Origin of the sequence: Pseudomonas putida, assembly GCF_005080685.1 — a bacterium.
GTDB classification, from domain to species: Bacteria; Pseudomonadota; Gammaproteobacteria; order Pseudomonadales; family Pseudomonadaceae; genus Aquipseudomonas; species Aquipseudomonas putida_V.
The window spans coordinates 5,170,575-5,197,516 of sequence record NZ_CP039371.1; the positions used below are offsets into that span (position 1 = coordinate 5,170,575).

General features: G+C 63.5%; 29 protein-coding genes and 1 pseudogene. 3 read left to right on the top strand and 27 right to left on the bottom strand.

Annotated elements, in window-relative coordinates; genetic code table 11:
• Positions 1 to 29: 29 nt before the first annotated feature.
• From E6B08_RS24125 to E6B08_RS24200, 16 genes are all read right to left on the bottom strand, one after another.
• The gene (locus E6B08_RS24125; protein WP_136916260.1) at positions 30 to 1,046 is read right to left on the bottom strand and encodes a phage late control D family protein; all 1,017 of its coding nucleotides are present in this window, start codon (positions 1,044 to 1,046) and stop codon (positions 30 to 32) included.
• A 27-nt stretch (positions 1,047 to 1,073) separates the two neighbouring features.
• Positions 1,074 to 1,280: a tail protein X gene (locus E6B08_RS24130; RefSeq protein ID WP_136916261.1), complete on the bottom strand. Its 207-nt coding sequence runs from the start codon at positions 1,278 to 1,280 to the stop codon at positions 1,074 to 1,076.
• The gene (locus E6B08_RS24135) at positions 1,255 to 2,100 is read right to left on the bottom strand and encodes a phage tail protein (protein WP_136916262.1); all 846 of its coding nucleotides are present in this window, start codon (positions 2,098 to 2,100) and stop codon (positions 1,255 to 1,257) included. Before E6B08_RS24135 ends, E6B08_RS24130 begins: the two co-directional genes overlap by 26 nt.
• Before the next feature lie 9 nt (positions 2,101 to 2,109).
• Positions 2,110 to 4,056 carry a hypothetical protein gene (locus tag E6B08_RS24140; RefSeq protein WP_136916263.1) on the bottom strand — a complete coding sequence of 649 codons (1,947 nt, stop codon included), beginning with the start codon at positions 4,054 to 4,056 and terminating at the stop codon, positions 2,110 to 2,112.
• A 125-nt stretch (positions 4,057 to 4,181) separates the two neighbouring features.
• Entirely contained in the window at positions 4,182 to 4,484 is a 303-nt protein-coding gene (locus E6B08_RS24145; protein WP_136916264.1) for a phage tail assembly protein, read from the bottom strand.
• 11 nt (positions 4,485 to 4,495) lie between these two features.
• The gene (locus tag E6B08_RS24150; protein WP_133325952.1) at positions 4,496 to 5,005 is read right to left on the bottom strand and encodes a phage major tail tube protein; all 510 of its coding nucleotides are present in this window, start codon (positions 5,003 to 5,005) and stop codon (positions 4,496 to 4,498) included.
• A gap of 13 nt (positions 5,006 to 5,018) precedes the next feature.
• A complete protein-coding gene (locus tag E6B08_RS24155) occupies positions 5,019 to 6,185 on the bottom strand; it encodes a phage tail sheath family protein (protein WP_136916265.1) in 1,167 nt (388 codons plus the stop codon).
• 84 nt (positions 6,186 to 6,269) lie between these two features.
• Positions 6,270 to 6,704, bottom strand: coding sequence for a phage tail assembly chaperone (locus E6B08_RS24160; RefSeq protein WP_136916266.1), 435 nt, complete (start codon positions 6,702 to 6,704; stop codon positions 6,270 to 6,272).
• Positions 6,705 to 6,715: 11 nt separating this feature from the next.
• Complete coding sequence (locus E6B08_RS31400; RefSeq protein ID WP_136916267.1) at positions 6,716 to 8,002, bottom strand: phage tail protein; 1,287 nt, start codon at positions 8,000 to 8,002, stop codon at positions 6,716 to 6,718.
• Positions 7,995 to 8,603 carry a phage tail protein I gene (locus E6B08_RS24170; protein WP_136916268.1) on the bottom strand — a complete coding sequence of 203 codons (609 nt, stop codon included), beginning with the start codon at positions 8,601 to 8,603 and terminating at the stop codon, positions 7,995 to 7,997. Before E6B08_RS24170 ends, E6B08_RS31400 begins: the two co-directional genes overlap by 8 nt.
• Positions 8,600 to 9,487: a baseplate assembly protein gene (locus tag E6B08_RS24175; RefSeq protein WP_136916269.1), complete on the bottom strand. Its 888-nt coding sequence runs from the start codon at positions 9,485 to 9,487 to the stop codon at positions 8,600 to 8,602. Before E6B08_RS24175 ends, E6B08_RS24170 begins: the two co-directional genes overlap by 4 nt.
• Positions 9,484 to 9,810, bottom strand: coding sequence for a GPW/gp25 family protein (locus E6B08_RS24180; RefSeq protein WP_136916270.1), 327 nt, complete (start codon positions 9,808 to 9,810; stop codon positions 9,484 to 9,486). The genes E6B08_RS24175 and E6B08_RS24180 overlap by 4 nt, the downstream gene beginning before the upstream one ends.
• Before the next feature lie 43 nt (positions 9,811 to 9,853).
• Positions 9,854 to 10,414 carry a phage baseplate assembly protein V gene (locus E6B08_RS24185; protein WP_136916271.1) on the bottom strand — a complete coding sequence of 187 codons (561 nt, stop codon included), beginning with the start codon at positions 10,412 to 10,414 and terminating at the stop codon, positions 9,854 to 9,856.
• Entirely contained in the window at positions 10,411 to 10,908 is a 498-nt protein-coding gene (locus E6B08_RS24190; RefSeq protein WP_136916272.1) for a hypothetical protein, read from the bottom strand. The genes E6B08_RS24185 and E6B08_RS24190 overlap by 4 nt, the downstream gene beginning before the upstream one ends.
• Positions 10,905 to 11,258, bottom strand: coding sequence for a phage holin family protein (locus tag E6B08_RS24195; protein WP_136916273.1), 354 nt, complete (start codon positions 11,256 to 11,258; stop codon positions 10,905 to 10,907). The genes E6B08_RS24190 and E6B08_RS24195 overlap by 4 nt, the downstream gene beginning before the upstream one ends.
• Before the next feature lie 459 nt (positions 11,259 to 11,717).
• Positions 11,718 to 12,455 (bottom strand): LexA family transcriptional regulator, encoded by a 738-nt coding sequence (locus E6B08_RS24200; RefSeq protein ID WP_136916274.1) that lies wholly within the window; start codon positions 12,453 to 12,455, stop codon positions 11,718 to 11,720.
• A gap of 146 nt (positions 12,456 to 12,601) precedes the next feature.
• On the opposite strand from E6B08_RS24200, the gene mutS reads away from it, so the two are divergent.
• The gene (gene mutS, locus E6B08_RS24205) at positions 12,602 to 15,175 is read left to right on the top strand and encodes a DNA mismatch repair protein MutS (RefSeq protein WP_136916275.1); all 2,574 of its coding nucleotides are present in this window, start codon (positions 12,602 to 12,604) and stop codon (positions 15,173 to 15,175) included.
• A 140-nt stretch (positions 15,176 to 15,315) separates the two neighbouring features.
• Positions 15,316 to 15,639 carry a ferredoxin FdxA gene (gene fdxA / locus E6B08_RS24210; protein ID WP_136916276.1) on the top strand — a complete coding sequence of 108 codons (324 nt, stop codon included), beginning with the start codon at positions 15,316 to 15,318 and terminating at the stop codon, positions 15,637 to 15,639.
• A gap of 498 nt (positions 15,640 to 16,137) precedes the next feature.
• On the opposite strand, the gene rpoS is transcribed toward fdxA, so the two are convergent.
• From rpoS to E6B08_RS24250, 8 genes and pseudogenes are all read right to left on the bottom strand, one after another.
• On the bottom strand, positions 16,138 to 17,145 hold the full coding sequence (gene rpoS, locus E6B08_RS24215; protein ID WP_016392283.1) for an RNA polymerase sigma factor RpoS: 1,008 nt from the start codon (positions 17,143 to 17,145) through the stop codon (positions 16,138 to 16,140).
• A gap of 108 nt (positions 17,146 to 17,253) precedes the next feature.
• Positions 17,254 to 18,117 carry a peptidoglycan DD-metalloendopeptidase family protein gene (locus E6B08_RS24220; RefSeq protein ID WP_136916277.1) on the bottom strand — a complete coding sequence of 288 codons (864 nt, stop codon included), beginning with the start codon at positions 18,115 to 18,117 and terminating at the stop codon, positions 17,254 to 17,256.
• A 187-nt stretch (positions 18,118 to 18,304) separates the two neighbouring features.
• Positions 18,305 to 18,943 carry a protein-L-isoaspartate(D-aspartate) O-methyltransferase gene (locus E6B08_RS24225; protein WP_192938702.1) on the bottom strand — a complete coding sequence of 213 codons (639 nt, stop codon included), beginning with the start codon at positions 18,941 to 18,943 and terminating at the stop codon, positions 18,305 to 18,307.
• Between the two features lie 38 nt (positions 18,944 to 18,981).
• Positions 18,982 to 19,731, bottom strand: coding sequence for a 5'/3'-nucleotidase SurE (gene surE / locus E6B08_RS24230; RefSeq protein ID WP_136916279.1), 750 nt, complete (start codon positions 19,729 to 19,731; stop codon positions 18,982 to 18,984).
• Positions 19,719 to 20,776, bottom strand: a pseudogene (gene truD, locus E6B08_RS24235) (tRNA pseudouridine(13) synthase TruD). The gene surE and the pseudogene truD overlap by 13 nt, the downstream one beginning before the upstream one ends.
• Complete coding sequence (gene ispF / locus E6B08_RS24240) at positions 20,773 to 21,246, bottom strand: 2-C-methyl-D-erythritol 2,4-cyclodiphosphate synthase (protein ID WP_136916280.1); 474 nt, start codon at positions 21,244 to 21,246, stop codon at positions 20,773 to 20,775. The pseudogene truD and the gene ispF overlap by 4 nt, the downstream one beginning before the upstream one ends.
• An 89-nt stretch (positions 21,247 to 21,335) precedes the next feature.
• Positions 21,336 to 22,190: an S-formylglutathione hydrolase gene (gene fghA, locus E6B08_RS24245; protein ID WP_136916281.1), complete on the bottom strand. Its 855-nt coding sequence runs from the start codon at positions 22,188 to 22,190 to the stop codon at positions 21,336 to 21,338.
• Between the two features lie 8 nt (positions 22,191 to 22,198).
• The gene (locus E6B08_RS24250; RefSeq protein WP_136916282.1) at positions 22,199 to 23,311 is read right to left on the bottom strand and encodes an S-(hydroxymethyl)glutathione dehydrogenase/class III alcohol dehydrogenase; all 1,113 of its coding nucleotides are present in this window, start codon (positions 23,309 to 23,311) and stop codon (positions 22,199 to 22,201) included.
• A gap of 108 nt (positions 23,312 to 23,419) precedes the next feature.
• On the opposite strand from E6B08_RS24250, the gene E6B08_RS24255 reads away from it, so the two are divergent.
• The gene (locus E6B08_RS24255; protein ID WP_136916283.1) at positions 23,420 to 24,316 is read left to right on the top strand and encodes a LysR substrate-binding domain-containing protein; all 897 of its coding nucleotides are present in this window, start codon (positions 23,420 to 23,422) and stop codon (positions 24,314 to 24,316) included.
• A gap of 155 nt (positions 24,317 to 24,471) precedes the next feature.
• On the opposite strand, the gene ispD is transcribed toward E6B08_RS24255, so the two are convergent.
• The 3 genes from ispD to eno all read right to left on the bottom strand — a co-directional run bounded on the left by ispD (position 24,472) and on the right by eno (position 26,903).
• Positions 24,472 to 25,179 carry a 2-C-methyl-D-erythritol 4-phosphate cytidylyltransferase gene (gene ispD / locus E6B08_RS24260; RefSeq protein WP_136916284.1) on the bottom strand — a complete coding sequence of 236 codons (708 nt, stop codon included), beginning with the start codon at positions 25,177 to 25,179 and terminating at the stop codon, positions 24,472 to 24,474.
• Positions 25,176 to 25,457: a cell division protein FtsB gene (gene ftsB, locus E6B08_RS24265; RefSeq protein ID WP_023534037.1), complete on the bottom strand. Its 282-nt coding sequence runs from the start codon at positions 25,455 to 25,457 to the stop codon at positions 25,176 to 25,178. The genes ispD and ftsB overlap by 4 nt, the downstream gene beginning before the upstream one ends.
• A gap of 156 nt (positions 25,458 to 25,613) precedes the next feature.
• Positions 25,614 to 26,903 (bottom strand): phosphopyruvate hydratase, encoded by a 1,290-nt coding sequence (gene eno / locus E6B08_RS24270; protein ID WP_136916285.1) that lies wholly within the window; start codon positions 26,901 to 26,903, stop codon positions 25,614 to 25,616.
• Between the last annotated feature and the right edge of the window lie 39 nt (positions 26,904 to 26,942).

Sequence of the window (26,942 nt, forward strand, 5' to 3'; positions counted from 1 at the left end):
CTTGTTTACCTCTTCCAATGAGTCATCAATCAGCGTCGCCTGACGCTACCTTTGGCCTGCACCTTGCCCGCCTTGCCGCCGTTGCACTGCACGGTGGTGAGCCAGCCGGACGCGGTGAAAACCTGTTCCACCGAGTCGATCAGGTATTGGCCGTCGAGCCCAGTGGCAAAGCCTTCCAGGTCAATGCTGCGCTCGGCGAACAGGTCGGTGCGCCCTGGCAGGTCCAGGCGCACGCTGGCGGTGTCGCGGTTGAAACTGGCCAGGCGCGCCCTGGCGGCCTGTTCGGCAGCGCTGCGGTCGGGGTACAGGTGGCGGTCGGTGTGCACCGGCCGCTGACCGTTCGCCGCTTGTCCGTTGGCCAGTTCCACAACTTTCTGCTCGCCAGTGGCGGGATCCTGGTAGCGGGTGCGTACGATGGCTCGCGCGGCCTTGTCATCCAGGCGGAACTGCCACTGTCCGACGTCGGCGCGAGTCAGGTTGACCACGCCCAAGGGCTTGCCAGTGGCGCTCTGCCCCGCCTGGCGTGGCAGCACCAGCAACTGGCCGTTGCCCAGCTTGGCGGTGCAGTCGTACTGGCGGGCCAGGCGGGTGATGAAGTTGAAGTCCGATTCGTTGTACTGATCGACCCTGGCCACCTGGGTGAGCACCGGGCAGATCGCCTGCCAACCATTGCGCGCGCCGATCTCGGCGACGATGCGCTGCAGGGTCACGGCTTCCCAGCTACCGCTGCGGATGGTCCGGCCGCTGCCACGCAGGTCGCTGGCCTTGCCGCGGATTACCAGGGTGTCCGGTGGACCTGACAGTTCCACCTCGTCCACCGTGTAGCGCCCCAGACGCGCCAGGGGCTGGCCGATATAGCCCAGGTGCACCTCGATCGATGCACCCCGGGCTGGCAGGGCCACGACGCCATCGCGGGCATCGATGCGCAGCTCGAAGTCATCGGACTCCATGCCGGGTTTATCGGTGGTGCGCAAGAGCAGCAGGCGGTCGTTGATCTGGAAGGTGATGTCGTTGCCGTCGGCAACGATGCGAAATTGCGGTTGCATGGGTGTGGCTCCGTTGGGGTTGCGCCATCAGTCCCACAACTGGACGGTGGCCATGCCCGGCACGCTGACCTCGGGCAAGCGAATCAACACGCCGCTGCGAAACGGTTGTGCCTCGTCCGCCAGGCCCTGATTGGCTTTGAGCACCGCCTCGACGGTGCCGTTGAGGTGGCCGTAGTAATGCTGGCAAAGCGTGTCGAGGACATCGCCCTCAGAGGTTCTGCAGGTCTTGGCCATAGCTGACGAACTCCAGTGAGAAGCCTTGTTTACGCGGAATGCCACCCGCCAGCAGGAGGCCCTGGTCCTCCTCGATGCTGGTCAGGCACCAGTTGCCGAGCACTTCGCCATAGCCTGTGGTCAACGACAGCGGCAGCAACTGGCGACCGATGTCACGCAGGGTTTGCAACTGGCCGAGGCCACCTCTGAAACCTGGGAAAATGGCCCCACGGATGCTGATGGTTTCTTCGCCCAGGCTTACAGCCTGCTGGGCGTTTTCTCGGCTCAGGCGCTCCTGAGCGGCCCAGCGAAAACGCGTTTGCCGACGCAACTGGTCGAAGGCAGCGGTGTCGAGGTTGAAGTAGTAGGGCGCGGCATTGGCCTTGAGCGGCTGCAGCACCAACAGATGCGGGAACGGCGTGATCGCTTCGGCAGCGGGTGTGGTCAGCGGCGCAAAGCCGAGCGCGGACATCACGCCGCTGGCCACGGCCTGCGCGTCACCGATCACCCGACGGATTGCCGCGCCAGCCTTGCCCAGGTGCTCGGCGAAGGCATCGACGCGGTCACGCACCTTGCGCACCGTTTCGACGGTCTGGTCGTACTTGGCGATCACGTTGTCCACGCGCTGCTTGGCCGAGTCGATCGCGCGCATCGTGCGTTGCAGTCGCTTGCCGATCTCCGGGCCGATCCAGGGCAACGCTTCGAGTTCGGCAGCCGCCTCCTTCACATGGCCAACCGCCTGGTCCATCGGTTCGAGCATGGCGTCGGCACGCCGACGCCCCTCCTCGCCCGCCTTGACCAGTGCATGCAAGCCGCCTTGCAACTGCTCCAGGTAGGTCATGGGTACTCCTCATGGGTTGGGTTGATCGACCATCTGCACCGAACGCGCCTGACGCATCAGGTCGTCCAGCACCCGACGGGCGATGGCTTCCAGTTGCTGCAGGGTGGTCGGGTCGTCGAAGTTGTTGTTCAAGGTCACCGGCATGTTGGCGGTGAACGTGAACTGTTGGTTGATGATGGGTGGCGGGGTGGGTAGCGATTCGGGTGTCGCCGAAGCGGACTCGGACTGCGAGGTGCTTTTGATCGGTTCGGTAACCTGGACGGGCTGCACAGCGGGCGTTGCAGTGCCCTCGCCCGCAACCGAAGCATCGTTGCCAGTGAACGAAGCCACGGCCCTGCCCAGCTGGCTGCCTGCGCTTTCCCCGACCATGCCGCCCAACACGCCGCCTATCAGGCCACCCAATACAGTGCCGAGCACCGGCACCACGGACCCGAGCGCAGCACCTGCGGCCACGCCGGCCAGCGTCCCGCCCAGCCCTCCTGCTGCCTGGCCGTAACCCTCAAGCTTCTGTGCTGTCGTGCCGTCGCTGGTGTAGGTATCAACTGCTTGCAGCCCGGCACTGAGGTAGGCAAGTCCAGGAACACGTTTGAGCAGCGTTGCGGCCTTGGGCAGGTGCAGGCTCGCGCCAAGCGTCGGTTTGCCAGGTAAGGGAAAAACAAGTGGGGTGCCCGCCGTTGGAGGGCTGGCGGTGGCCGTCGGTAACGTCGCATCGCCCGCCTGTTCTTGCAGCGCTTGCGATTGCTCTGCGCCCTGCGGCTGGCCATTTCCACGCCGAGCATTGTCACCGGCCTTACCACGCGGTGCCGCTTCGTCCACTTCACCGGCCACAGTGCCAGCGTCGCGTCCCTCGTCCCCGGGACGCAACGACACGCCATTGAAAGCAGTTCGGCTGTCGTGCCAGTGCGCACTCGTCGCACTGACGATCGTCATCTGCGTATTCGTTGCGCTGTCTGATCCAAGCCCTGAAACGACCACGAGGCCGCTGGCTACAACGGCGGTGGTGCCAATCGTCGAAGCCGCTGACTGCGGTTGCTCCTGAGCCGGTGCAGCAGGGGTATCCGCAGCCTCGCTGCCAGGTTTCCCGCCATCGTCCCGCTGCGCCTTGGCATCCTGGCTGCCCCAGTTGTACAGCAGGCTCGCGACACGTTCACCGATGCCCTCACCCACTGGACCGAGCACATCGGCGCCATACTCTTTAGCCCACTTGCTTTTGAACAAACCGGACAGCACCGTACCGAACATGCGACCACCAAGTTCGCCAAGCGCGCCACCGACACCTTTGGCCTTGGCCTCGCCGTCCTCACCGGTGATCAGCGCCTTGCCGATCTTGCCGATGGTCCCGGCACTGTTTTCCCGCAATTCCTTACGGGCCAAATCGGTTATCTCGCGCCGCGTGTCGGGAGGCAGGCGACGCATGCCCTCACGCGCAACATAGCCGCCAGCGACCGCAGTGCCACCGATCGCGGCGACCGCCCCCGCGCCTCTGAGCGCCGCGCCCGCGTTGTCCTGCTTAGCCGGCGAGGCCGCTGGAGGCCGTGCCTGCGATTGCCCCGATGCGGCAACGCTTGCGTGTTGCATGACCAACGACGAATGCTGGACGACGACCAGCGTCGACTGGATGCGCAGCGGTTTGAAACGCGCCAACCCAGTGAGCACCTGATCCAGCAGCAGATAATGTCGGCGCAGGCGCTCGACGGCGCCGACCTCGTCGTCCAGGCGGGCAATCTGTTCCTCATGTTGCTGTTGCTGATCCAACGCCAACTCGCGTTCGACCTGGCGTACCTTGCCCAGCTCCAGACCCAGGCGGATCACTTCGCCGATGAGCCTGCCGAGCCGGGTGCCGTCGGCCTGCCTGCGCAGGCGTTCGAAATCACGGCGCAGCTGCTCGATGGCAGTGCCCAGAGGATTGGTGAAGGTGACGCCGAGCCCGAGGGTGAACACCTGTGTGCTCGCCATGGAGTCCTCCTTGTCACGGGGCGAGCCACCAGACCATGTCGCTATAGGACATGGTCATGATGTCGCTCGCGGAAAAATTCAGCTCCTTGGCCAGCCGCCTGGCAGCGGCCTTTTGCCGGGCGGGGTCAAAGTTCGTCGTCCTGCACCAGGCGAAAATAGCCGCTTTGCAGGCGGCTATAGTCCTTCAGGGCAAGGCCTTCGAGATCCTTGATGCCGACCTCGGCCAGCGAGGCGAACAGGTTCAGCTCGCGCTGCTCGTCGTCGCTGGCGCCACCGGCCTGGGCATTGCGGATGTCGCGCACGGTCGGTGCCCGCAGCGTCAGGCTGTCGACCTGCACGCCATTGGCCTCGCTGGAGCGCGACAGGCGCACGGTGACGCGCTCGGCGTCCAGGGTCAGCCACTGCGGCTGCTTTTTCGCTTGGGCCACGGTGCTTCTCCTCACAGGCCGAGTGCGGCGCGCTGGGCGGCCAGTTGGTCGACGCCGTCGATCACCCGCTTCATGCCCAGGGCGTCGATCTCGTAGATCACCCGGCCATCGACTTCGAGCTTGTAGTAGGTCAGGCCGACGCTGTGCTTGATCTCGGCTTTTTCGCCGGATTTCCAGTCGCCCATGTCGATCTCCTTGAGGCTGCCGCGCAGGGTCACCACCACCGGATTGATCTTGCCCTTGAGGCCCTTGAAGGCGCCGCGGAAGGTGCCGTTGAAGCCGCTGCCATCGGCCAGGCCGAAGAATTTCAGCGCTTCGCGGCGCACGCCAGTGGTGGTGAACGCTGCTTCCTGCTTCTCCATGCCCATGTCCATCTCCACCGGCATGTCCAGGCCGCCGGGGCGATGTTCTTCCATCTTCAGGGTGAGCTTGGGCAGGGTCAGGCTGGGTACATCGCCCTGGAAGCTGACGCCGTCGACGAACAGGTTCAGGTTGGCCAGGGTTTCGGGAATCATTGCCATGTGTGTGCGCTCCTTAGGCGGCGGAATCGAGGACTTCGGTCAGCCACTGGTTGGTGACTTCGACGCGGAAATTGGGGTTTTCGGCAGGCGGTACGTCGGTGAAGCGGATGTTCCAGTAGACCTTGCCCTGCTCGAGCTGGCTGGCGGTGTTCAGGTCGGGGTCGGCGAACACCTCGAAGTTGATGATCGCGCCCTGGTTCTTGAGGTCGCGCATGAACGCCTGCAGGCCCTCGGTGACGTCCTTGACGTAGGTGGCGGTGATGGCGCGGTCGACGGCCCACTTGTGGCCGTAGAGGATCGCGTCCATGACGATGTCCATGGTCCGTACGCGGGTGACGAACGCCCATTTCGGGTCGCTCGACAGGGTGCGGTTGCCCCACAGGCGGAAGCCGTCGTCACGAATGATGGTGGCGATGTTGGCGTTGTTGAGCAGGTTGGCGCGGCAGGTATCGTCGCCATCGAGGAACTCGACTGCGCGGGTGGTGCCGGTGATGCCGACGAACTCCTTGTTCGAGGGCGAGGCCCAGAAGCCGTACTCGCTGTCGGTCCAGGCGAACAGCCCGGCGACCCAGGCCGAAGCTGGCGCGTCGAGGGTGGCTTCGTCGCCGTTGTCCCAGTACTGCACGCCGGGGTCGACCAGGAACGCGCGCTTGGCACCGAAGTTCTCGGCGTAGCCGATGGCCGCTTCGTCGGTGGTGTTGGGGCCGTCGATGATGGCGATGCCGCGCAGCTTGTCGGCCAGCGCCACCAGGGCGGTGCCGACGGCCTGGGTGGCGCTGTGGCCAGGTGTGGCCAGCAGGCGTGGCTGGGCGTTGAAACGGCTCTTGCCATCGAGCAGCGCCTGCAGGCCGGTGCGTTTGCCGTCGGCCTGGACGTTGCCGATGATCGCCGAGGTCTGCTCGGCGTCATCCTCCAACTTGGCCACGCCGCAGGCGACGATCACGGCCTTGGCCCGGGTATAGATGGCGCGGCAGGCGCGGGTGATGGCCGAGTTCTGCCCGAACGCCGCGACCGCTTCGCGTTCGCTGGTAATCAGCACCAGGTCGTTGGGCTGGGCCGTGGTATCGGCGCCGGGGGTGAAGGTGTCGACCAGGCCGATGATCGAGGAGGAAGGCAGCGCGATGCTGCGGGCTCCGGTGTCGACGTTGGTCACGGTGACGCCGTGGAAAAATCCGCTCATAGATACTCCAGAAAGAAGAAGGCCCCGCGAGGGCGGGGCCGGAGGTGGTACAGCAGAAAAGAAAACGCCCCGGGGTGCGGGGCGTTATTGGAATTGGGTGGGAAGCCAGGTGGGCTCGACGGGGCGGCAGGCAGAATCGGGGAAAGATTCCGATTGTGGCCAGTCGCGAAGCGCTTGGCGGTATACCAGCAACTCGTTAAATTGCTCGATAGTCAGCGTGGGGGCTCGTTGCATGTCTTTTTCATCGCGGTATCGGGTTACAAGCCATTCTGTCGCGGTGAGATAGGAATCTCGCCAGGTACGCTCCCCAGCCTTTAGATCTTCGAGTGTCGGTTCGTATAGCGGTGGATCAATTAGGTTAGGTTGGCCCGCAGAGTCGTGGCTTCTGACCTTCCCGCGCTCAGGGTTAGCGATTACAGACTGATAAATTTCTTCGCTGATTGGCTGAGCATCTGACGGCATTTCTTCGTGGATACCGGTCAGGTAACAACACGCTGTACTTGGACTATAAAAGCGCATCCTTTTTCCCCTTATTTACCGAAGGCTATCCAATAGAGCGTGCCGGCTACGACAAGGCCAGTAGGGTCCCGGGATGCGAGCGTCACACCTACATTCACCCGCGTGAACCCGTTCAGATCCGAGGTCGTTACGCCGGCATCCGAAATGCACTGAACGTTGTAGCAAGCAGATGGAAACGCAATGTTGAAGGGGACGCTCATGGCCACGTAGTTGGTCGCTTCACCGTGACTAAACCCTCCCCACTGAATGACCAACCCGCCCAACCAGGATGGGAAAACAATGTACCCATTGAGCGCGATGTTCGCGGCAAAGCCAAAGCGCATTTTCTTTGGCGTGACGACGACATCATCTGCTGCCCCGGCATCGACTTCTGCTTGGGTTGCTAATTGATCAGATGTCAACACTGACGACCAAAACATACTAGCTGCGGGAGCCTGCGCATTGTATTGGCCGTACCACATTCGCCTGCGTGCTGAAGTGCCACCGTTCTCCATGGCAAAATAATGCGTGGCATCCGACCGGGGAGACATTGCAAGAATACTGATTAGGTTGTTCCCTTCGGAGGGAGGGCCACCTGGGGTAGGGGTAGTAGGGTGCCCGCTGGAGTACCCCATATAGATGCCACTAGGTACGACTGCTTCAAAATTGGCTAACACTGGTGGGGAAGTGTCCGCTAGCCCCACCTTGTCGAGCTGTTTCATAACCGATTGAAGCACCGAGAAGGAGGTCATCCATTTGGAGTCATCAACCCCAGCCTCAGCAATTGCTTTGGTGGCCTTGTCAGCAGCATTCACTTTCCCGGCAAGCCCCGTTGTCACCCACTCCCGAGTAGCCAGCACCACACTAGGATCAATCTTGAGCTGCACATTACTGGCACTACTCACGATCAGGTTCATCCGCACCACCTGGGTACGCCCCGACCCCTGGTTCAGCAGCGGCTTGTAGGTCGGCGCACAATTGGCCACCGCCACCAGATCCCCATCGGCGTCATACAACCCGAGCTCGCGAATCCAGCGCCCGCCGATATCCGCCGGAATGATCTGCTCGGCGACAATGATCGAACTGTCCTTGTCATCGACCTTCAACTGATTCAACGGCGCCCTGCGCCATTCATTCAGCAAGGCCGTCCAGTTCGCCGAAGGCTGCGGCAATGCCGGATTCTCGACGTTGCCGGGGTTGCCATCGCCCACGGCCATGTCGGTAATCTTCCAGGCTATGCCCAGGGCATCGGCGTTGGCCTGCTTGGCCGCGCCGACATTGGTCAGGATCGCGTAAAACTGTGAAGTCTGGTCAACCATAATGAATATCCAGGTAATCGATGGTGTGTTCACGCCCACCCCGGCCAATGCTGCCGCTGACCTCCAGGTCCACGGCGCGTGGCGGGTAGACATCTAGTTCGTCGCCCTCGGAAATCGACGTGGCCAAGTACACCCGGCCAGCGGTTTCCAGGCTGATCACCAGCCCGGTCATGTGTCGGCTCACCGGGCGCGCGTCGTCGATCAGCCAGGACAGCTCGCGGTAGGTCTCCTCGCTGATGCCCTCCTCGGCCACCCCGACCTTGACGGCGAAAGTGCCGGGCACGCCCAAGGGCTCGGTCTGCCACCATTCCTGCACCTCGATCAGATAGCCGAATGGCTCGACCACCCTGCGCAGCGCGCCGATGGTGCCCTTGTGGGCATGAACGTAGAACGACGAGCGAATGACCGAGCGCTTGACCGCGTCTAGCCAGCTGTCATCCCAGCGGTCCACCGACCACGCCCAGGCCAGTTGGTAAAGCAGGTGCGCGGGGCAGGTGTCGGGGTCGTAAAGCGTGCGCAAGGGGACGGCGGCGTTGTCGACACCGGCTACCTCCACCGCCCGCTCCAGGGCGGTGCTGTTGAGCGGTAGCAGGCTGTTCATGCTTTTTCACCCCGCTCGACCGTGAATCCCTCGCACCAGGCGGCCTGGGCAGTGCTTGGCCGGATGTCGGCCCAGCCGGGGAGTTCCACCCGGGCCACGCCACTGATGTGCAACTGGGCATCGATCGCCGAGCGCGCCACCTCCACGCCCAGCCGGCGCCGGGGGTTCACCCAGGCTTGCAGGCGCGCCTTGCATTCGGCGAGCACCGCCTCGTTCTCCGGGCCGGTGCCGGCCATGTACACCAGGGCATCGATGCGATACGGCAGGATCTGCGCCGATTGCACCGTCAGCCGATCAGCGACCGGGCGCACATCGTCATCACTCAAATAGCCCTGCACGGTTTGCAACAGGTCCGCCGAGGCCTCGCCATTGCCCTCCAGTGCCAGCACGCTCACGACCACTTCGGCCGGGGCCGGACTCTGCGCGGTGGCATCGGCGACCAGCCCCGAGGCGTTGCGGGCATGCAGGATATAGCTGTTGCGCGGCCCCGCCGTGGTCAGGCCTTCGTAGACCAACTGCACCCGCTCGCGCAGGGCGTCGTCCGACTCGAGCACGGCCTCGGTGGGCGGTGTGGTGGTCAGGTCCTCGGCCTGGATCACCAGGCGCTGCAGGCTGACGTTGGCCGCCAACTGGTCGAGGTCGCTGCCTTGGGCATAGGCCAGCAGCAACGCCTTGGCTGCGTCGTTGGTACGCGCCCGGTCTAGCAGCTTGCGGTAGGCCCCGACCTCCAGCAGCTTGGTCACCGGATCGCTTTCCAGATTGGCGGTCCAGCCCTCGCCCAGGTACTCGCGGAAGGTGTCCAGGTCCGCCTGGTACAGCGCCTCGAAATCGAGGTCTTCGAGCAACTGCGGCGCTGGCAGTTGCGACAGGTCGACCTGGCTCATACATTCACCTCCACCTGTGCATCTTCACCCAGGTAGCGACCGCTTAAGACCAGGCTGACCTGGCCGTCGAGCACCGCCACCACCTTGACCCGCTCCAGCCGCAGGCGTGGCTCCCAACGCCCCAGGGCGCGGGCGACCTCGGCCTGCACCGCGCTCTTCCAACCTTCGTTGACCGGCAGGTCGACGTAACGGCGCAGCTGGCTGCCGTATTCCGGGCGCATGCGTCGGCTACCCAGGGGCGTGGCGAGGATGTCTTCGATGGACTGGCGCAGGTGGGCGACGCCGGCCAGCGCCTGGCCGGTGCGGCGGTCCAGGCCGATCACGGCGCACCTCCGGTTGTTCTTGTCTGCATGGCAAGCTCCTGACTCAGTGTTTGTGGTTGGCGGTGTTGCCAGCGGTATCGATAATCCGCCCACCGCCGTTGATGTCGCCGCTGACGCTCAACGGGCCGTCGATGGCGACATTGCCTGCAAGGCTGATGCTGCTGGCTTCCAGATGAATGGCGCCGTCGCTGACCAGCACGCTGCTGGGGCCGACCTGGATGCGGGCGCTGCCGCTGGGCAACTGGATGTCGTAGCGTTTGGCCTGCCAGTCGTAGACCAGCGAGCCGCCGTCGGGAAAATGCCAGGCCTCGGTGGATTCGCGGTTGTCTGGCGCCAGGCCGGCATTGCCGTACAAGCCGGGAATGAAGGTGCCCTGGGCCGGCTCGCCACTGGGGCTCAGCAACACCCCCTGCTCGCCCAGGCCCGGTGCCCGCCAATGGCGCGCCGCGCCGGCCGCCAGGGCATGCCAGCGCAACCAGGCACTGGTCCAGCCGGCACCGTCCGAGACCCGTACCCGCGCCGCGGCGAGGTCCACCGCGACCACCCGGCAGGGGATCAACAGGCACGCCAGCATGCGGTCGTGCATTGCGCTGACGTAGCTCATGCCAGCTCCTCCGGTGCCAGGTACTGGCCTTCGTTGCCAGGGCCGGTGTCCGGGCTGAAGCCCAGGCGCAGGCTGCCCGGCGGCTGGTCGGGCCAGTCCCAGCGCGGCTCGCCGAACAATACCGGCTGCTCCCAGCTCACGCTCCAGGCGCTGCCCTCGAACTGCGCCTGCACGTTGCGACTCGCCTCGACGAACTCCAGGCCCCATTGCTGCTGGCGCAGCAGGTCCATCAGTTGCGCCGCGAGCAGGCTGCCCTGCAGCCGCGCGTCGGGGTTGGCGCTGTCGGCGGTGATGTCCGCCTCGAAGGTGGCGATCAGCACCGAGCGCCCATCCCTCGGCGCGGCATCGGCCGTCATGCGGACCACGCCGTGTCGCAGCGCTGGGCGCTCAAGTGCATTTCCTACATTCGTGTATGCATCAACCGACACCAGGTCTGGCATAGACTCACGGATGGTCGCGGTCACGGTCGCATGCAGTGTGGCTAGTTCGTTCATGTGTCGCCCCTCGATCGATCGGCGGAAGGCCCGGCGTCGCGCAGGCCCAGGCGTTTCATTGCCCAGCGTTCGTAAAGGCCCATGGCTACATCGGCGCCGCCCACGGCGGTCAGGCAGCCAAAGGCGCTGGCGGTCCAGATGGAAAGGCCGCAGGCATACAGCAGCATCACCGTCGAAACCCCGCAGACCACGCAGGCCCCAGAGCGCAATACCAGGCGTCGCAGCAGCGACCAGCCAGTGGCTCCAGCCTTGTCGGCGCGCCACATCTCGCCGCTGAGGCCGCCCAGCAATGCCAGGACGATCACCAGCCAGAGCGGCATCTCCAGCAACGCTTGTTGCTCGTTCGTCACTGTCCTGTCTCCTGTGTGAAGCCCACCGGCGGTGGCCGGCGAGCGATGGGTGGAACGCGGCATTCCAAAAAGCCCGGAGCCCGGGCTTTTCAGTAATGCGTTGTCGAACCGCCGGCCACGACTGGTGACGCCGGGCGGTTGCTTGCACGAATTGGTGTCTCCGACCGCGGCCACCTGCCCGCCGGATAACTGATCGTGGTGCTTTACGCTGCACACCCGGGCCAGTTGCCAACCCTCTGAACAGTCGAGGCCTGTTCATCGCTGCCTGTGTAACAACCGGTGTCCGACCGGCTTGAGACACACATTATGCATTGATGCATATGCAGTCAATGCATTTTTAACTATTTTTATGCGCTGAGAATTGCTGAAATGCATGAAGGCCATGCGTCGCTTGGGCTGTAGGGATTTTCTGAAGGCGAAAAAAAACCCGCCGAAGCGGGTTTTCTCAGGAAGGCGGGGTCAACGTGCGTACATGCCCCACCAGAACACATGGCCGAGCAGGCTGATCTGCTCGTCCTGCATCTGCTGGAAGCTGTAGTCCTCGTCGGGGTGTTCGTCGCGGTTGAAGCTACGCAGGCGGATGCCAGTGGGCAGGCGGTACACCTGCTTCACGCGTAACTGGCCGTTGTGGTTGATGGCGTAGAGATCGCCATCGATGATGTCGCCGATCGAGCACTTGCCGGTGTTCACCCCGACCGTAGCCCCGTCGCGCAGCACCGGGAGCATGCTGTTACCCCGCACGGTGACGCATTTGGCGTGATCGAACTGCACGCCATTATGGCGCAAGCTGCGCTTGCCGAAACGCAAACGGGCTCTCTCGCTTTCCTCGATGACAAATCGTCCTGATCCGGCTGCCAACTCGACCTCACGAAGGAAAGGCACGCAGACCTCGTCATCCTCGACGGGGGTTTCATCGTCCCACAGGCTGATGTCGCTCAACTGCGCATGACCATGCGCCGTCCTGGCCACCTCGCGGGTTTCGCCAAGCTCGGCCCTGCCGCGCAACTGATCGGTGCTCACGGCAAAATACTCGGCGATTTTCGACACGTGCTTATCGGATGGATCGACGATCTTGCCGCTGAGGATCCGTGACAGGGTAGATTGCGGTACGCCCGTGCGCCGATGCAGCTCCGTCGGGGACAGGCCGTGGCGGTCGAGCAGTTCTCTGAGTACGGTGGCTACGTTGCGCTTTTGCATAACGTGCATCATGCAAGCGAACCCATGGAAATGCAACCATGCATGAATGCGTGATAGAGAGGCGCGGCGTGCCCCTTTGCCGGGAAAATCCCTGTAGAATGCGCGGTTCGAAAAATGCCAACCAGATGACCGCTGTAAGGCCCTGAATGTCTGATCTATCCGCACACACCCCGATGATGCAGCAATACTGGAAGCTGAAGAACCAGCATCCAGACCAGCTGATGTTCTACCGTATGGGCGATTTCTACGAGATCTTCTACGAAGATGCGAAGAAAGCCGCAAAACTGCTGGACATCACCCTGACCGCCCGCGGGCAGTCGGCGGGCCAGTCGATCCCCATGTGCGGCATTCCATTCCATTCGGTCGAGGGCTACCTGGCCAAGCTGGTCAAGCTCGGCGAATCGGTGGTCATCTGCGAACAGATCGGCGACCCTGCCACCAGCAAGGGTCCGGTCGAACGCCAGGTGGTGCGCATCATCACCCCCGGGACCGTCAGCGACGAAGCCCTGCTCGACGAGCGCCGCGACAACCTGATCGCCGCCCTGCTGGGTGACGAACGCCTGTTCGGCCTGGCCGTGCTGGACATCACCAGCGGCAACTTCAGCGTGCAGGAAATAAAAGGCTGGGAAAACCTCCTGGCCGAGCTCGAGCGCCTCAACCCGGTCGAGCTGCTGATCCCCGACGACTGGCCCCAGGGCCTGCCCGCAGAGAAGCGCCCAGGTGCGCGCCGCCGTGCGCCGTGGGACTTCGATCGCGACTCGGCGCGCAAGAGCCTGTGCCAGCAGTTCGCCACCCAGGATCTCAAGGGCTTCGGCTGCGACAAGCTGACCCTGGCCATCGGCGCCGCCGGTTGCCTGCTGACCTACGCCAAGGAAACCCAGCGTACCGCCCTGCCGCACTTGCGCAGCCTGCGCCACGAGCGCATGGACGACACGGTGATCCTCGACGGCGCCAGCCGCCGCAACCTGGAGCTGGACATCAACCTGGCCGGTGGCCGCGACAACACCTTGCAGTCGGTCATCGACCGCTGCCAGACCGCCATGGCCAGCCGCCTGCTGACCCGCTGGCTGAACCGCCCGCTGCGCGACCTGAAGGTTCTGCAGGCGCGCCAGCAGTCGATTCGCTGCCTGCTCGACGGCTACCGCTTCGAGAAGCTGCAGCCGCAGCTCAAGGAAATCGGCGACATCGAGCGGATTCTCGCCCGTATCGGCCTGCGCAATGCCCGCCCGCGTGACCTGGCGCGTCTGCGCGACGCCCTCGGCGCGCTGCCCGAATTGCAGAACGCCATGGCCGAGCTGGAGGCGCCACACCTGGCGCGCCTGGCCGCCATCACCGGTACCTATCCGGAACTGGCCAGCCTGCTGGAGCGGGCGATCATCGACAACCCGCCGGCGGTGATCCGTGACGGTGGCGTGCTCAAGACCGGATACGACAACGAGCTCGACGATCTGCTGGCAATGAGCGAAAACGCCGGCCAGTTCCTCATCGACCTGGAAGCCCGGGAAAAAGCTCGCACGGGCCTGGCCAACCTCAAGGTCGGCTACAACCGTGTGCATGGCTACTATATCGAGCTGCCGACCAAGCAGGCCGAGCAGGCGCCGGGCGACTATATCCGTCGCCAGACCCTCAAGGGCGCCGAGCGCTTCATCACGCCGGAGCTCAAGGCCTTCGAAGACAAGGCACTGTCGGCCAAGAGCCGTGCCCTGGCCCGCGAGAAGATGCTCTACGACGCGTTGCTGGAAAACCTCATCGGCCACCTGGCGCCGCTGCAGGACAGCGCCGCCGCCCTGGCCGAGCTGGACGTGCTCAGCAACCTGGCCGAACGCGCGCTGAACCTCGACCTGAACTGCCCGACCTTCGTCGACGAGCCCTGCCTGCGCATCGACCAGGGTCGCCATCCTGTGGTCGAGCAGGTACTGACCACGCCGTTCGTGGCCAATGACCTGAGCCTGGACGACAGCACCCGCATGTTGATCATCACCGGCCCGAACATGGGCGGTAAGTCGACCTACATGCGCCAGACCGCCTTGATCGTGCTGATGGCCCATATCGGCAGCTTCGTGCCGGCGGCCCGTTGCGAGCTGTCGCTGGTCGATCGCATCTTCACCCGCATCGGCTCCAGCGACGACCTGGCCGGTGGCCGCTCGACCTTCATGGTGGAAATGAGCGAAACCGCCAACATCCTGCACAACGCCACCGACCGCAGCCTGGTGCTGATGGACGAGGTCGGCCGCGGCACCAGCACCTTCGATGGCCTGTCACTGGCCTGGGCTGCCGCCGAGCGCCTGGCCCAGCTGCGCGCTTATACGCTGTTCGCCACTCACTACTTCGAGCTGACGGTACTGCCGGAAAGCGAGCCGCTGGTGGCCAACGTGCACCTGAACGCGACCGAGCACAACGAGCGCATCGTCTTCCTGCACCATGTGTTGCCAGGCCCGGCCAGCCAGAGCTACGGCCTGGCCGTGGCGCAACTGGCCGGCGTGCCGGCGCCGGTCATCCAACGCGCCCGCGAGCATCTGGGCCGCCTGGAAACCAGCAGCCTGCCGCATGAGGCACCGGTGACCAAGAAAACCCCTGACGCACCGAGCGTGCCGCACCAGAGCGACCTGTTCGCCAGCCTGCCCCACCCAGCCATCGAGAAGCTGGGCAAGCTGGCACTGGACGACATGACCCCGCGTCAAGCTATCGAAACGCTATATCAACTAAAGAACCTGTTATAACGGCGCCCACTACAAGCTGGTAGAATCCGCCGCGGTTTGCTGGTGCTGCAGGTTATTAGCCTGGCCTGCAGCCAATTGCCAGTGAGCCGCGCGGCCCTGAGAGGAAGGGCCGCCGCCGTCGCCTGAGGAGAGAACTAGAAATGACCTTCGTCGTCACCGACAACTGCATCAAATGCAAATACACCGACTGCGTGGAAGTCTGTCCGGTGGACTGCTTCTACGAAGGCCCGAACTTCCTGGTCATTCACCCGGACGAGTGCATCGACTGTGCACTGTGCGAGCCTGAGTGCCCGGCCCAGGCGATCTTCTCGGAAGACGAGATCCCTGCAGGCATGGAAAACTTCATCGAGCTCAACGCAGAGCTGGCGGAAATCTGGCCGAACATCACCGAGAAGAAAGACGCACTGCCTGATGCCGAGGAGTGGGATGGCAAGACCGGCAAGATCGCCGATCTGGAGCGCTGATCGCGCTGCGTACGAAAAAGGCCCGCGAGGGCCTTTTTTCATTTTCGGCAGGCAAAAAAAAGGGGCGGTTTGACCCGCCCACATTTTTTCCGTAGTCCCTGCTTGTCCTGAACATCGTCCTGATGAAATCGCTTCTTGCGATGTCCTTGGCCTTCATCCGTTGAAAGCCTGTGCATGTCCCTGTGCACAGTTCGAATACTAGCGACTTGAGCCGGCGTCGCAAACCGCGAAACCTCACAAGACATTGCCAGGGACACACTTCCACACATCCAAAAAATCACGTAGTTTCAATAACTTAGATTAATTCTAGATTAGGAAACGACAATGATTTACTGATCATTCCACGGATGGCTTACACAAAGAGTAAGCAAAGGCTTACATGCAACGCTACGAAGGTAGCGCACGACACCGTTTACACGTGTGGATTCGAGGCATCGGCCCAGGTCCGCGCATACAAAAAGCCCCGCCGAGGGCGGGGCTTTTCAGAACGAGATCGCGTTACTGGAACAGCGACTCGCTGGACAGGCCGTTCTTCTCGAGGATCTCACGCAAGCGCTTGAGCCCTTCGACCTGGATCTGCCGCACTCGCTCGCGCGTCAGGCCGATCTCCAGGCCAACATCTTCCAGGGTGCTGCTTTCGTGCCCACGCAAGCCAAAGCGACGTACCACCACTTCACGTTGCTTGTCGGTCAGCTCGCCCAACCACTGATCGATACTCTGCGACAGGTCATCGTCCTGCAGCAGCTCGCATGGATCGGTGGGACGATCGTCGGTAAGGGTGTCGAGCAGGGTCTTGTCGGAGTCCGGCCCGAGCGATACGTCCACCGAGGATACCCGCTCGTTCAGACCAAGCATGCGCTTGACCTCGGCGACCGGTTTTTCCAGCAGCGTGGCGATTTCTTCCGGAGAGGGCTCGTGATCGAGCTTCTGGGTCAGTTCCCGCGCAGCACGCAGGTAGACGTTGAGCTCCTTGACCACGTGGATCGGCAGGCGAATGGTGCGGGTCTGGTTCATGATCGCCCGCTCGATGGTCTGGCGGATCCACCAGGTCGCATAGGTCGAGAAGCGGAAGCCACGCTCGGGATCGAACTTCTCCACCGCACGGATCAGGCCCAGGTTGCCCTCCTCGATCAAGTCGAGCAGCGACAGACCACGGTTGACGTAGCGGCGAGCGATTTTAACCACCAGGCGCAGGTTGCTTTCGATCATGCGCTTGCGACCGGCAGGGTCACCTTTTTGCGAGAGGCGTGCGAAGTGCACTTCCTCTTCCGGCGACAGCAGAGGCGAGAAGCCGATCTCGTTGAGATACAGCTGGGTGGCATCGAGCGCCCGGCTGTAATCGATGTATTTGTGCTGCTTGAGCGAAGAGCCTGATTTGGCCCTGGTCCGAACCGAAGGTACAGCAGGTTCGTCTGACACCACATCCGTTTCCAAAACGATGCCCGTCTCCATCAGGAGGACGTCATCGTCGATGTCAAACTCCGGCGCTTCTTTACTGAGAGCCATTGTTATAGTCCTTTGCTGAGTTCGAACTCAGACTCGAGCGGCGCCTGTATCCCTGGCATCGCTGGAGCCCGTCCCCTCTACATCAAAGGAACAGGCCAGGCTCAACGGTCAACGACGTGGCAGGAACTGGAGTGGATCGACGGGTTTGCCCTGGCGGCGAATCTCGAAATGCAGCTTCACCCGATCAGTGCCCGTGGACCCCATTTCAGCAATCGACTGCCCTGCCTTGACCTGCTGCCCCTCCCGAACCAAAAGCCTGCGGTTGTGGCCGTAGGCACTGACGTAGGTATCGCTGTGCTTGATGATGATCAGCTCGCCGTAGCCCCTCAAGCCACTCCCGGCGTAGACCACCGAACCATCAGACGCAGCAAAAACAGGCTGTCCCAAATCACCGGCGATATCAATGCCTTTATTCAAACTACCGTTTGAAGCAAATTTTCCAATCAGCACGCCGTTGGCAGGCCAGGTCCAGCCGCCTACCGCGCGCTCCGCGGCGGGCACGGTAGTGACCACCGTGGTGCTGGTCGGCGCCGGGGTAGTCGCCGGCTTGCTGGTGCTGGTGGTGGTCGTCGTGGTGGTCCCTGCAGGCCGCCGGATGACCGTGGTGCGGCTCGAAGACGATGGGCTGGACACCACCGTGGTGCTGCCACCGGAACCGCTGCTGAAACGAATCGCCTGGCCCGGACGGATGGTGTACGGCGCGGCGATACCGTTGCGCGCTGCCAGCTCCTTGTAATCCCAACCATAGCGGAAGGCGATGGAGAACAGCGTATCGCCCGGCTTGACGACATATTGTCCGGAGGTCACGGTAGGTCGTTTAGGTGCCGCACTCGCATTGCTGCGATCGACTACGCGTGCGCCGCTGGAGCCGGTGCTCGAGCACCCCGCCAACAGGGTCCCCATGGCCAGCGCAATGGCCAGAAGCTTGAAACCCGCTCGATCCCTGCGCTGCCGCATGCCTGTGTGACCCACCCGCGCTCCCCTCATGGTGCCAAAAAACGTAAAGACGAAATGAAATGCAATATTGTTGCAATTATAACCAAGCCCACCCGCAATGGGAGAGCTGCACGGCCTGGTAATGCATGAATACTAGAAGCCCCGCCAGATAGACAGGCGGCCTGCACAAGAATTCGCGACAACTGCGAAAAAGCCCGGCGCCTCAGGCCACCGGGCCATTGAGCAACGGTACGAAACGCACCGCACCCAGCACGCGCCGCGAGAAGCCATGCTCCTCGCGCACGATCAACATAAGCTGCTGCACCTCGCCCGCCGGGCCGACCGGGATCACCATGCGCCCGCCTGGGGCCATCTGGTCGAGCAATGCCTGTGGCACCTCCGGCGCCACCGCGGTGACGATGATGCCGTTATACGGCGCCAGGGCCGGCCAGCCTTCGCAACCATCGCCCCAGCGAAACACCACATTGCGCAGGTTGAGTTCGACCAGACGCTCCTTGGCACGATCCTGCAGGACCTTGATCCGCTCCACCGAGAACACCCGCTCCACCAGCTGGGCGAGGATCGCGGTCTGGTAGCCAGAGCCGGTGCCGATCTCCAGCACCTTGTCCAGCGGCCCCGCCTCGAGCAGCAGCTCGCTCATGTGCGCGACCATGAACGGCTGGGAGATGGTCTGGTTATGGCCAATCGGCAGCGCGGTGTCTTCGTAGGCCCGATGCGCCAGGGCTTCGTCGACAAACAAATGGCGCGGGGTGCGGCGGATGGCCTCGAGCACCTTGGGGTTCGACACGCCCTCTTCGCACAGGCGTTGGATCAACCGCTCCCGGGTGCGCTGGGAGGTCATGCCGATGCCGCGGCGCAGCAGATCGTCCTGTTCGCGCATCAGAGCACGCCCCCCAGCCAGCCATCGAGTTGTTCGAAGGCATCGTTGAAGGTGCGGTCCAGTTGCAGCGGCGTGATCGACACGTAGCCCTGCATCACCGCATGGAAGTCGGTTCCCGGCCCACCGTCCTCGGCGTCACCGGCCACGGCGATCCAGTAGCCTTCCTTGCCACGCGGGTTGACCACCTTGGTCGGCGCCGCAGCACGGGCGCGGTGGCCCAGGCGGGTGAGCTGGATGCCGCGGATGTGCTCCAACGGCAAATTGGGGATGTTCACGTTGAGCACGGTGCGCGGCGGCAATTGCAGACGCGATTGCGCCTCGACCAGGCGCCGGGCGATGTAGGCGGCCGTCGGCAGGTTGTCCGGCTGGCGCGAGAGCAACGAGAACGCCAGCGAGGTTCCACCCAGGAAGCGGCCCTCCAGAGCGGCGGCGACAGTGCCGGAATACAGCACGTCATCGCCCAGGTTGGCCCCCAGGTTGATGCCCGACACGACCATGTCCGGGGCCTCGGGCAACAGCCCGTTCAACCCCAGGTGCACGCAGTCCGTCGGCGTGCCGTTGAGGCTGATGAAGCCGTTGGCCAGGGTCTGCGGGTGCAGTGGCCGATCCAGCGTCAGCGAACTGCTGGCGCCGCTCTTGTCTTGATCCGGGGCAATTACCGCGCACTCGGCGTAATCCGCCAGCGCAGCGTGAAGCGCGGCGAGGCCGGGTGCGGTAACACCGTCGTCATTCGAAATCAGAATACGCATGGGCTGTCCGTCTGCCCTACCGGCACCAGATCGACGAGTTCGCGCACCACCACGGTGGCGAAGCATCCGGCCGGAAGGACGAATTCCAGTTGCAGGATATCAGGCTCTGGATAATGCCACGTCAGGCCGCCAATAGGGAGCCGCAGGATACGTCGTTCGTGATCCATGCCCGCCTGCGCCAGCCACTGGCATAGCTGCGGGTGACGTTCGCCGACCGCCGATTCCAGCGCGCCGGGGCGTCGCCGGTCGGTACGGAGCCTTCGCCCCACAGCGGACCGGTAGGGTGCAGGTCGAGAATCGCCAGACGCGGATCGTTGCATTCCTGCTCGCCTGCAGGAAAGAAGCTACGACTGGTGGTGAATGCCAGCAAGTCGCCGACCTGGGCCCGCTGCCAGCTACCGTCGACCACGCGCGCCGCCAGCACCTGGTTGAACAGGTAGCTGCGGGCCGCCGAGAGCAGCCTCGAACGCACATTGCGCTGCTCGGGAAGGGCCTTGCGCGCGGCCCAATCCAGGGCGTCCTGCACGTTGCCGCCAGCATGACCGAAGCGCTGGCTGCCGAAATAGTTCGGTACGCCATGCGCCTTGAGCGTTTCCAGGCGTGCATCCAGCGCCGCGTGATCGGCGGCGAGCGCGGTCAGGCGCAGGGTGAAGCCGTTGGCCGAATGCGCCCCGCGTTGCAGCTTGCGCTGGTGGCGCACCTGCTTGAGCACGCGCAGGCTGGCATCCTCGGCACGCGACAGGTCGGGATCGGCCTTGCCTGGCAGGTGCAGACTGAACCACTGACGGGTCAGCGCCTGGCGATCCTTGAGCCCAGCGTAGCTGATGGCCCGTACCGGTACGCCCGCAGCCCGGGCAAGACGGCGCGAGGCTTCCTCGGTGTTGAGATCGCGCTTCTCGACCCACAGCCACAGGTGCTCGCCTTCGCCGGAAAGCGGGATGTCGAGTACCTCGTCGACCTGGAAGTCCTCGGCCACCGCCTTGAGCACGGCAGTGCCCAACGATTCGCCCGATGCGCGCGGGCCCAGCAGTTCGAGTTCGGTCATGCCGGCAGCAGCAGGGCGACCGCATGCACGGCGATGCCCTCCTCGCGGCCGGTGAAGCCGAGCTTCTCGGTGGTGGTGGCCTTGACGTTGACCTGGTCGAGTTCGACCTGCAGGTCTTCGGCGATGGTCTGGCGCATGGCTTCGATGTGCGGGGCCATCTTTGGCGCCTGGGCGACGATGGTGGCGTCGACGTTGCCGACCTTCCAGCCTTTGGCCGCGACGATACCCACCACGTGGCGCAGCAGCACGCGGCTGTCGGCGCCCTTGAATTGCGGGTCGGTGTCGGGGAAGTGCTTGCCGATGTCACCCAGTGCGGCGGCACCGAGCAAGGCATCGCTCAGGGCATGCAGCAGCACGTCACCGTCGGAATGGGCCAGCAGGCCGTATTTGTGGGGGATACGCACCCCGCCCAGGGTAATGAAATCACCGTCGCAGAAACGGTGCACATCGTAGCCGTGGCCAATACGCATAAAAAAACGCCCTGATTGAGTCAGGGCGTGATTCTACCTGCTTTATGCCGTATTGGGGCTGCTTCGCAGCCCGGGGATTACGGCTGTCGCTATACCCGCCCCAACGCCACCGCATGGTGGCGCAGGTGCTCATCGATGAAGCTGGCGATGAAGTAGTAGCTGTGGTCATAGCCAGGCTGCATGCGCAGGGTCAGTTCATGCCCGCCCTTGCGTGCAGCCTGCTCCAGCGACTCGGGCTTGAGCTGCTTCTCGAGGAAGTCATCGCGGTCACCCTGGTCGACCAGCAGCGGCGGGCACTGCCCGGCCGGCGTCTCGGCCAACAGTACGCTGGCATCCCACTCGCGCCAGCGCGCGCGGTCTTCGCCCAGGTAGCGGCTGAAGGCCTTCTCGCCCCAGGGGCAGTCCATCGGGTTGCCGATCGGCGAAAACGCCGATACCGAACGGTAGCGCCCGGGGTTGCGCAAGGCGCACACCAGCGCGCCGTGGCCGCCCATGGAATGGCCGCTGATGCTGCGCTGGTCGGAGGCCGGGAAATGCGCCTCGATCAGTGCCGGCAGCTCCTGCACCACGTAATCGTGCATGCGGTAGTGCTGGGCCCAGGGTTGCTGGGTGGCATTGAGGTAGAAACCGGCGCCGAGACCAAAGTCATAGGCGCCATCGGGGTCGCCGGGCACCTGCTCGCCCCGCGGGCTGGTGTCCGGCGCCACGATGATCAACCCAAGCTCGGCGGCCAGGCGCTGGGCGCCGGCCTTCTGCATGAAGTTCTCATCGGTGCAGGTGAGGCCGCTGAGCCAGTACAGCACTGGCAGCTTCTCGCCCTGCTCGGCCTGCGGCGGTAGGTAGACCGCGAACACCATGTCGCAGCCCAGCACCTTGGAGTGATGCCGGTAACGCTTGTGCCAGCCGCCGAAGCTTTTCTGGCAGGAGATGTTATCCAGGCTCATGGCAGACCTCAGAAGTGGATGACGCTGCGGATACTCTTGCCTTCATGCATCAGGTCGAAGGCCTTATTGATATCTTCGAGGCCCATGGTGTGGGTGATGAAGGTATCCAGCGGAATCTCGCCCTTCTCGGACATTTCCACGTAGCTCGGCAGCTCGCTGCGGCCACGCACGCCGCCGAACGCCGACCCGCGCCAAACGCGACCGGTCACCAGCTGGAACGGACGGGTGGCAATTTCCTGGCCGGCACCGGCCACGCCGATGATCACCGATTCGCCCCAACCCTTGTGGCAGCATTCCAGGGCCGCACGCATCAGTTGCACGTTGCCGATGCACTCGAAGGAGAAGTCCACGCCGCCGTCGGTAAGGTCGACGATGACTTCCTGGATCGGACGGTCGTAGTCCTTGGGGTTGACGCAGTCGGTAGCACCCAGTTGGCGGGCGATCTCGAACTTGGCTGGGTTGATGTCGATGGCGATGATGCGCGAGGCCTTGGCCTTGACCGCACCGATCACCGCCGACAGGCCGATGCCGCCCAGGCCGAAGATGGCCACGGTGTCACCCGGCTTGACCTTGGCGGTGTTGAGCACCGCACCGATACCGGTGGTGACGCCACAACCCAGCAGGCAGACTTTCTCCAGCGGAGCTTCCTTCTGGATCTTGGCCACGGAGATCTCCGGCAGCACGGTGTACTCGGAGAATGTCGAGGTCCCCATGTAGTGGAACAGCTGCTGACCCTTATAGGAAAAACGGGTAGTACCGTCAGGCATCAGGCCCTTGCCCTGGGTAGCGCGGATCGCCTGGCACAGGTTGGTCTTGCCCGAGCGGCAGAATTTGCACTGGCCACATTCAGGGGTGTACAGCGGGATGACGTGGTCGCCGACGGCCACCGAGGTCACGCCTTCGCCCACTGCCTCGACGATCGCGCCGCCTTCGTGGCCGAGGATCGATGGGAAGATGCCTTCAGGGTCGGCGCCCGACAGGGTGTAGGCATCGGTATGGCAGACACCGCTGGCGACCACGCGCAGCAGCACTTCGCCGGCCTTGGGCATGGCCACGTCGACTTCGACGATTTCCAGGGGTTTCTTGGCCTCGAAGGCTACGGCAGCACGGGACTTGATCATCGACGGTCTCCACTCAGATAGATGAACTCAGACAGCCAGTGTAATTCAGCGCCTTTTGATTAATAATCGAGCCAAAGACAAAACATTATTGCCATACAGGGATAATCGATGAGTAGCCGCTGGGAAGGCATCGACGAGTTCGTCGCGGTCGCCGAATCGGGCCAGTTCACCGCTGCCGCCGAGCGCCTCGGCGTTTCTTCCTCGCATGTGAGCCGGCAGATCGCCCGCCTGGAAGAGCGCCTGCAGACCCGCCTGCTGTACCGCAGCACCCGGCGGGTGACCCTGAGCGAGGCCGGCCAGACCTTCCTGCAGCATTGCCAACGCCTGCAAGATGGCCGCGACGAAGCCCTGCGCGCCATCGGCGACCTGACCAGCGAGCCCAAGGGCCTGCTGCGCATGACCTGCGCGGTGGCCTATGGCGAGCGTTTCATCGTCCCGCTGGTGACCCGCTTCATGGCCTCGTACCCGCAACTGCGGGTCGACGTGGAACTGAGCAACCGCACCCTCGACCTGGTGCACGAAGGCATGGACCTGGCCATTCGCCTGGGCCGCTTGCAGGACTCACGCCTGGTGGCCACGCGCCTGGCGCCAAGGCGCATGTACCTGTGCGCCTCGCCCGACTACCTCGAGCGCTACGGTCGGCCGCACAGCCTGTCGGAACTGGCGCGGCACAATTGCCTGGTGGGCAGCACTGACCTGTGGGCATTGCAGCAGGAGGGTCGGGAAATCAGCCAGCGGGTACAAGGCAACTGGCGTTGCAACAGCGGCCAGGCGGTGCTGGATGCAGCATTGCTGGGGATGGGATTGTGCCAGTTGCCGGATTACTACGTGCTCGAGCACCTGAACAGTGGTGCGCTGGTATCGTTGCTCGAAGCCCATCAGCCGCCCAATACCGCCGTGTGGGCGTTGTATCCGCAGCAGCGGCACCTGTCGCCCAAGGTCAGGCGCTTGGTGGATCATCTGAAGCAGGGGTTGGCGGGGTTGCCGGAGTATCGGCTTGGCTGATGTGCTGGCTCTATCGGCCTTCTCGCGGGTAAACCCGCTCCTACGAACCTGAGCATGGTGATGATCCTGTAGGAGCGGGTTTACCCGCGAACACCGGCTGGGCCGGTGCCATACACTGCGGTGCCCGCATCGATGCCGATAGAGGAATACGACGATCAGTTACGCGCTGACCAGCGCTGGCGCAGCCACTCCAGGTCTTCCGGGCGGGTCACCTTGATGTTGTCGCTGCGCCCTTCGACCAGCCGCGGAGCCAGGCCAGTCCACTCGATGGCGGACGCCTCGTCGGTGACCACCACATCGGCCACCAGGCACTCGGCCAGCGCCCGATGCAAGGTCCCCAGGCGGAACATCTGCGGGGTATAGGCCTGCCAGATGGTACTGCGATCCACCGTGGCACTGACCCGCCCGTTGGCATCGGCCCGTTTGAGCGTATCGCGAGCCGGCACTGCCAGCAGTCCCCCTACAGGGTCATCCGCGAGTTCCGATAACAAGCGGTCCAGATCACTGCGCGCCAAGTTAGGCCGCGCCGCGTCGTGCACCAACACCCAGTCGCTGTCCGCCGCGCCCTGCGCATGCAACACCAGCAAGGCATTGAGTACCGAGTCGGCACGCTCACGCCCTCCCGGGGCGCGCTGGATGCACGCATCGCTGGCGCAACGCAGATTGGGCCAGTACGGGTCATCGGCGGCGATGCTGACCACCACGCCCTTGAGCGACGGATGGCCAAGGAAACAGTCGAGACTATGCTCGATCAAGGTCTGCCCACCCAGCTGCAGGTATTGCTTGGGGCGGTCGGCAGCCATGCGGGCACCCACGCCCGCGGCAGGAATCACGGCCCAGAAGGCCGGTAGCGTTTCAGTCATTTTTGCGGCAGCTGGAAGAGGGTCTCGCCCTCTTTGACCATTCCCAGTTCATGACGAGCCCGTTCTTCGACGGTCTCCATACCTTTCTTCAACTCCAGCACCTCGGCATCGAGCACGCGGTTACGCTCCAGCAGCCGTTCGTTCTCGGCGTGCTGTTCGTCGATCTGCTGCTTGAGCTCGGCCACTTGCGCCAGGCTGCCGTTACCGACCCAAAGGCGGTATTGCAGGCCACCGAGCAGCAGGAGCAGGACAAGAAACAACCAATAGGGACTGCGCATCAAGGTATCCAGGTTAAAGACCGCCGCACAGGGGCGTCATATAGCACGAAGCCTGGCCGAGGCCAGGCTTCGTTGACAGAAACCCGCGTGAAGCATCGGAAATTTCAGTATGAAAAGTCCGACAGCCTCGGCTGCTGTCTTTTTACCATCTCTTGCTTAGCCGCGAAACTCGCTACGACCACGGTACACGGCCTTGGCGCCCAGTTGCTCTTCGATGCGCAGCAGCTGGTTGTACTTGGAAACGCGGTCGGAACGGCACAGCGAACCAGTCTTGATCTGGCCGGCAGCGGTACCCACGGCCAGGTCGGCGATGGTCGAATCTTCGGTTTCGCCGGAGCGGTGCGAGATCACTGCGGTGTAGCCAGCGGCCTTGGCCATCTGGATGGCTTCCAGGGTTTCGGTCAGCGAGCCGATCTGGTTGAACTTGATCAGGATCGAGTTACCGATGCCCTTCTCGATGCCTTCCTTGAGGATCTTGGTGTTGGTCACGAACAGGTCGTCACCGACCAGTTGCACCTTCTCGCCGATCTTGTCGGTCAGGATCTTCCAGCCAGCCCAGTCGGACTCGTCCAGGCCGTCTTCGATCGAGATGATCGGGAAGCGCTCGGTCAGGCCTTTCAGGTAGTCGGCGAAACCTTCGGCGTCGAACGACTTGCCTTCGCCGGAGAGGTTGTACTTGCCGTCCTCAAAGAACTCGGAAGCAGCGCAGTCCAGGGCCAGGGTCACGTCGGTGCCCAGCTTGTAGCCGGCTTTTTCCACGGCTTCGGCGATGGCGCCCAGGGCGTCTTCGTTGGAAGCCAGGTTCGGCGCGAAGCCACCTTCGTCACCCACTGCGGTGTTCAGGCCACGGGCCTTGAGCACGGCCTTGAGGTGGTGGAAGATCTCGGTGCCCATGCGCAGGCCGTCGGAGAAGGTCTTGGCGCCAACCGGCTGAACCATGAACTCCTGGATGTCGACGTTGTTGTCGGCGTGCTCGCCGCCGTTGATGATGTTCATCATCGGAACCGGCATCGAGTACTGGCCTGGGGTGCCGTTGAGGTTGGCGATATGTGCGTACAGCGGCAGGTCCTGGTCCTGTGCAGCGGCCTTGGCAGCAGCCAGCGACACGGCGAGGATGGCGTTGGCGCCCAGCTTGGCCTTGTTCTCGGTACCGTCCAGTTCGATCATGGCACGGTCCAGGGCCTTCTGGTCGGAAGGATCCTTGCCCAGCAGCAGGTCACGGATCGGGCCGTTGATGTTGCCGACGGCTTTCAGCACGCCCTTGCCCAGGTAACGGCTCTTGTCGCCATCACGCAGCTCCAGCGCTTCGCGCGAGCCGGTGGAAGCACCGGACGGCGCGCAGGCGCTGCCGATGATGCCGTTGTCGAGCAGTACATCGGCTTCCACGGTGGGGTTGCCACGCGAATCGAGAACTTCACGACCTTTGATGTCGACGATCTTTGCCATTGTTGTAAGCACTCCAGAATTGACGAAAACAACGCAGCT

What these genes read in the sequence shown, in the direction of transcription:
- E6B08_RS24125 (WP_136916260.1), bottom strand. Translation starts at nt 1,046, where the DNA reads ATGCAACCGCAATTTCGCATCGTTGCCGACGGCAACGACATCACCTTC.
- E6B08_RS24130 (WP_136916261.1), bottom strand. Translation starts at nt 1,280, where the DNA reads ATGGCCAAGACCTGCAGAACCTCTGAGGGCGATGTCCTCGACACGCTT.
- E6B08_RS24135 (WP_136916262.1), bottom strand. Translation starts at nt 2,100, where the DNA reads ATGACCTACCTGGAGCAGTTGCAAGGCGGCTTGCATGCACTGGTCAAG.
- E6B08_RS24140 (WP_136916263.1), bottom strand. Translation starts at nt 4,056, where the DNA reads ATGGCGAGCACACAGGTGTTCACCCTCGGGCTCGGCGTCACCTTCACC.
- E6B08_RS24150 (WP_133325952.1), bottom strand. Translation starts at nt 5,005, where the DNA reads ATGGCAATGATTCCCGAAACCCTGGCCAACCTGAACCTGTTCGTCGAC.
- E6B08_RS24155 (WP_136916265.1), bottom strand. Translation starts at nt 6,185, where the DNA reads ATGAGCGGATTTTTCCACGGCGTCACCGTGACCAACGTCGACACCGGA.
- E6B08_RS24160 (WP_136916266.1), bottom strand. Translation starts at nt 6,704, where the DNA reads ATGCGCTTTTATAGTCCAAGTACAGCGTGTTGTTACCTGACCGGTATC.
- E6B08_RS31400 (WP_136916267.1), bottom strand. Translation starts at nt 8,002, where the DNA reads ATGGTTGACCAGACTTCACAGTTTTACGCGATCCTGACCAATGTCGGC.
- E6B08_RS24170 (WP_136916268.1), bottom strand. Translation starts at nt 8,603, where the DNA reads ATGAACAGCCTGCTACCGCTCAACAGCACCGCCCTGGAGCGGGCGGTG.
- E6B08_RS24175 (WP_136916269.1), bottom strand. Translation starts at nt 9,487, where the DNA reads ATGAGCCAGGTCGACCTGTCGCAACTGCCAGCGCCGCAGTTGCTCGAA.
- E6B08_RS24185 (WP_136916271.1), bottom strand. Translation starts at nt 10,414, where the DNA reads ATGAGCTACGTCAGCGCAATGCACGACCGCATGCTGGCGTGCCTGTTG.
- E6B08_RS24190 (WP_136916272.1), bottom strand. Translation starts at nt 10,908, where the DNA reads ATGAACGAACTAGCCACACTGCATGCGACCGTGACCGCGACCATCCGT.
- E6B08_RS24200 (WP_136916274.1), bottom strand. Translation starts at nt 12,455, where the DNA reads ATGCAAAAGCGCAACGTAGCCACCGTACTCAGAGAACTGCTCGACCGC.
- mutS (WP_136916275.1), top strand. Translation starts at nt 12,602, where the DNA reads ATGTCTGATCTATCCGCACACACCCCGATGATGCAGCAATACTGGAAG.
- fdxA (WP_136916276.1), top strand. Translation starts at nt 15,316, where the DNA reads ATGACCTTCGTCGTCACCGACAACTGCATCAAATGCAAATACACCGAC.
- rpoS (WP_016392283.1), bottom strand. Translation starts at nt 17,145, where the DNA reads ATGGCTCTCAGTAAAGAAGCGCCGGAGTTTGACATCGACGATGACGTC.
- E6B08_RS24225 (WP_192938702.1), bottom strand. Translation starts at nt 18,943, where the DNA reads ATGACCTCCCAGCGCACCCGGGAGCGGTTGATCCAACGCCTGTGCGAA.
- surE (WP_136916279.1), bottom strand. Translation starts at nt 19,731, where the DNA reads ATGCGTATTCTGATTTCGAATGACGACGGTGTTACCGCACCCGGCCTC.
- ispF (WP_136916280.1), bottom strand. Translation starts at nt 21,246, where the DNA reads ATGCGTATTGGCCACGGCTACGATGTGCACCGTTTCTGCGACGGTGAT.
- fghA (WP_136916281.1), bottom strand. Translation starts at nt 22,190, where the DNA reads ATGAGCCTGGATAACATCTCCTGCCAGAAAAGCTTCGGCGGCTGGCAC.
- E6B08_RS24250 (WP_136916282.1), bottom strand. Translation starts at nt 23,311, where the DNA reads ATGATCAAGTCCCGTGCTGCCGTAGCCTTCGAGGCCAAGAAACCCCTG.
- E6B08_RS24255 (WP_136916283.1), top strand. Translation starts at nt 23,420, where the DNA reads ATGAGTAGCCGCTGGGAAGGCATCGACGAGTTCGTCGCGGTCGCCGAA.
- ispD (WP_136916284.1), bottom strand. Translation starts at nt 25,179, where the DNA reads ATGACTGAAACGCTACCGGCCTTCTGGGCCGTGATTCCTGCCGCGGGC.
- ftsB (WP_023534037.1), bottom strand. Translation starts at nt 25,457, where the DNA reads ATGCGCAGTCCCTATTGGTTGTTTCTTGTCCTGCTCCTGCTGCTCGGT.
- eno (WP_136916285.1), bottom strand. Translation starts at nt 26,903, where the DNA reads ATGGCAAAGATCGTCGACATCAAAGGTCGTGAAGTTCTCGATTCGCGT.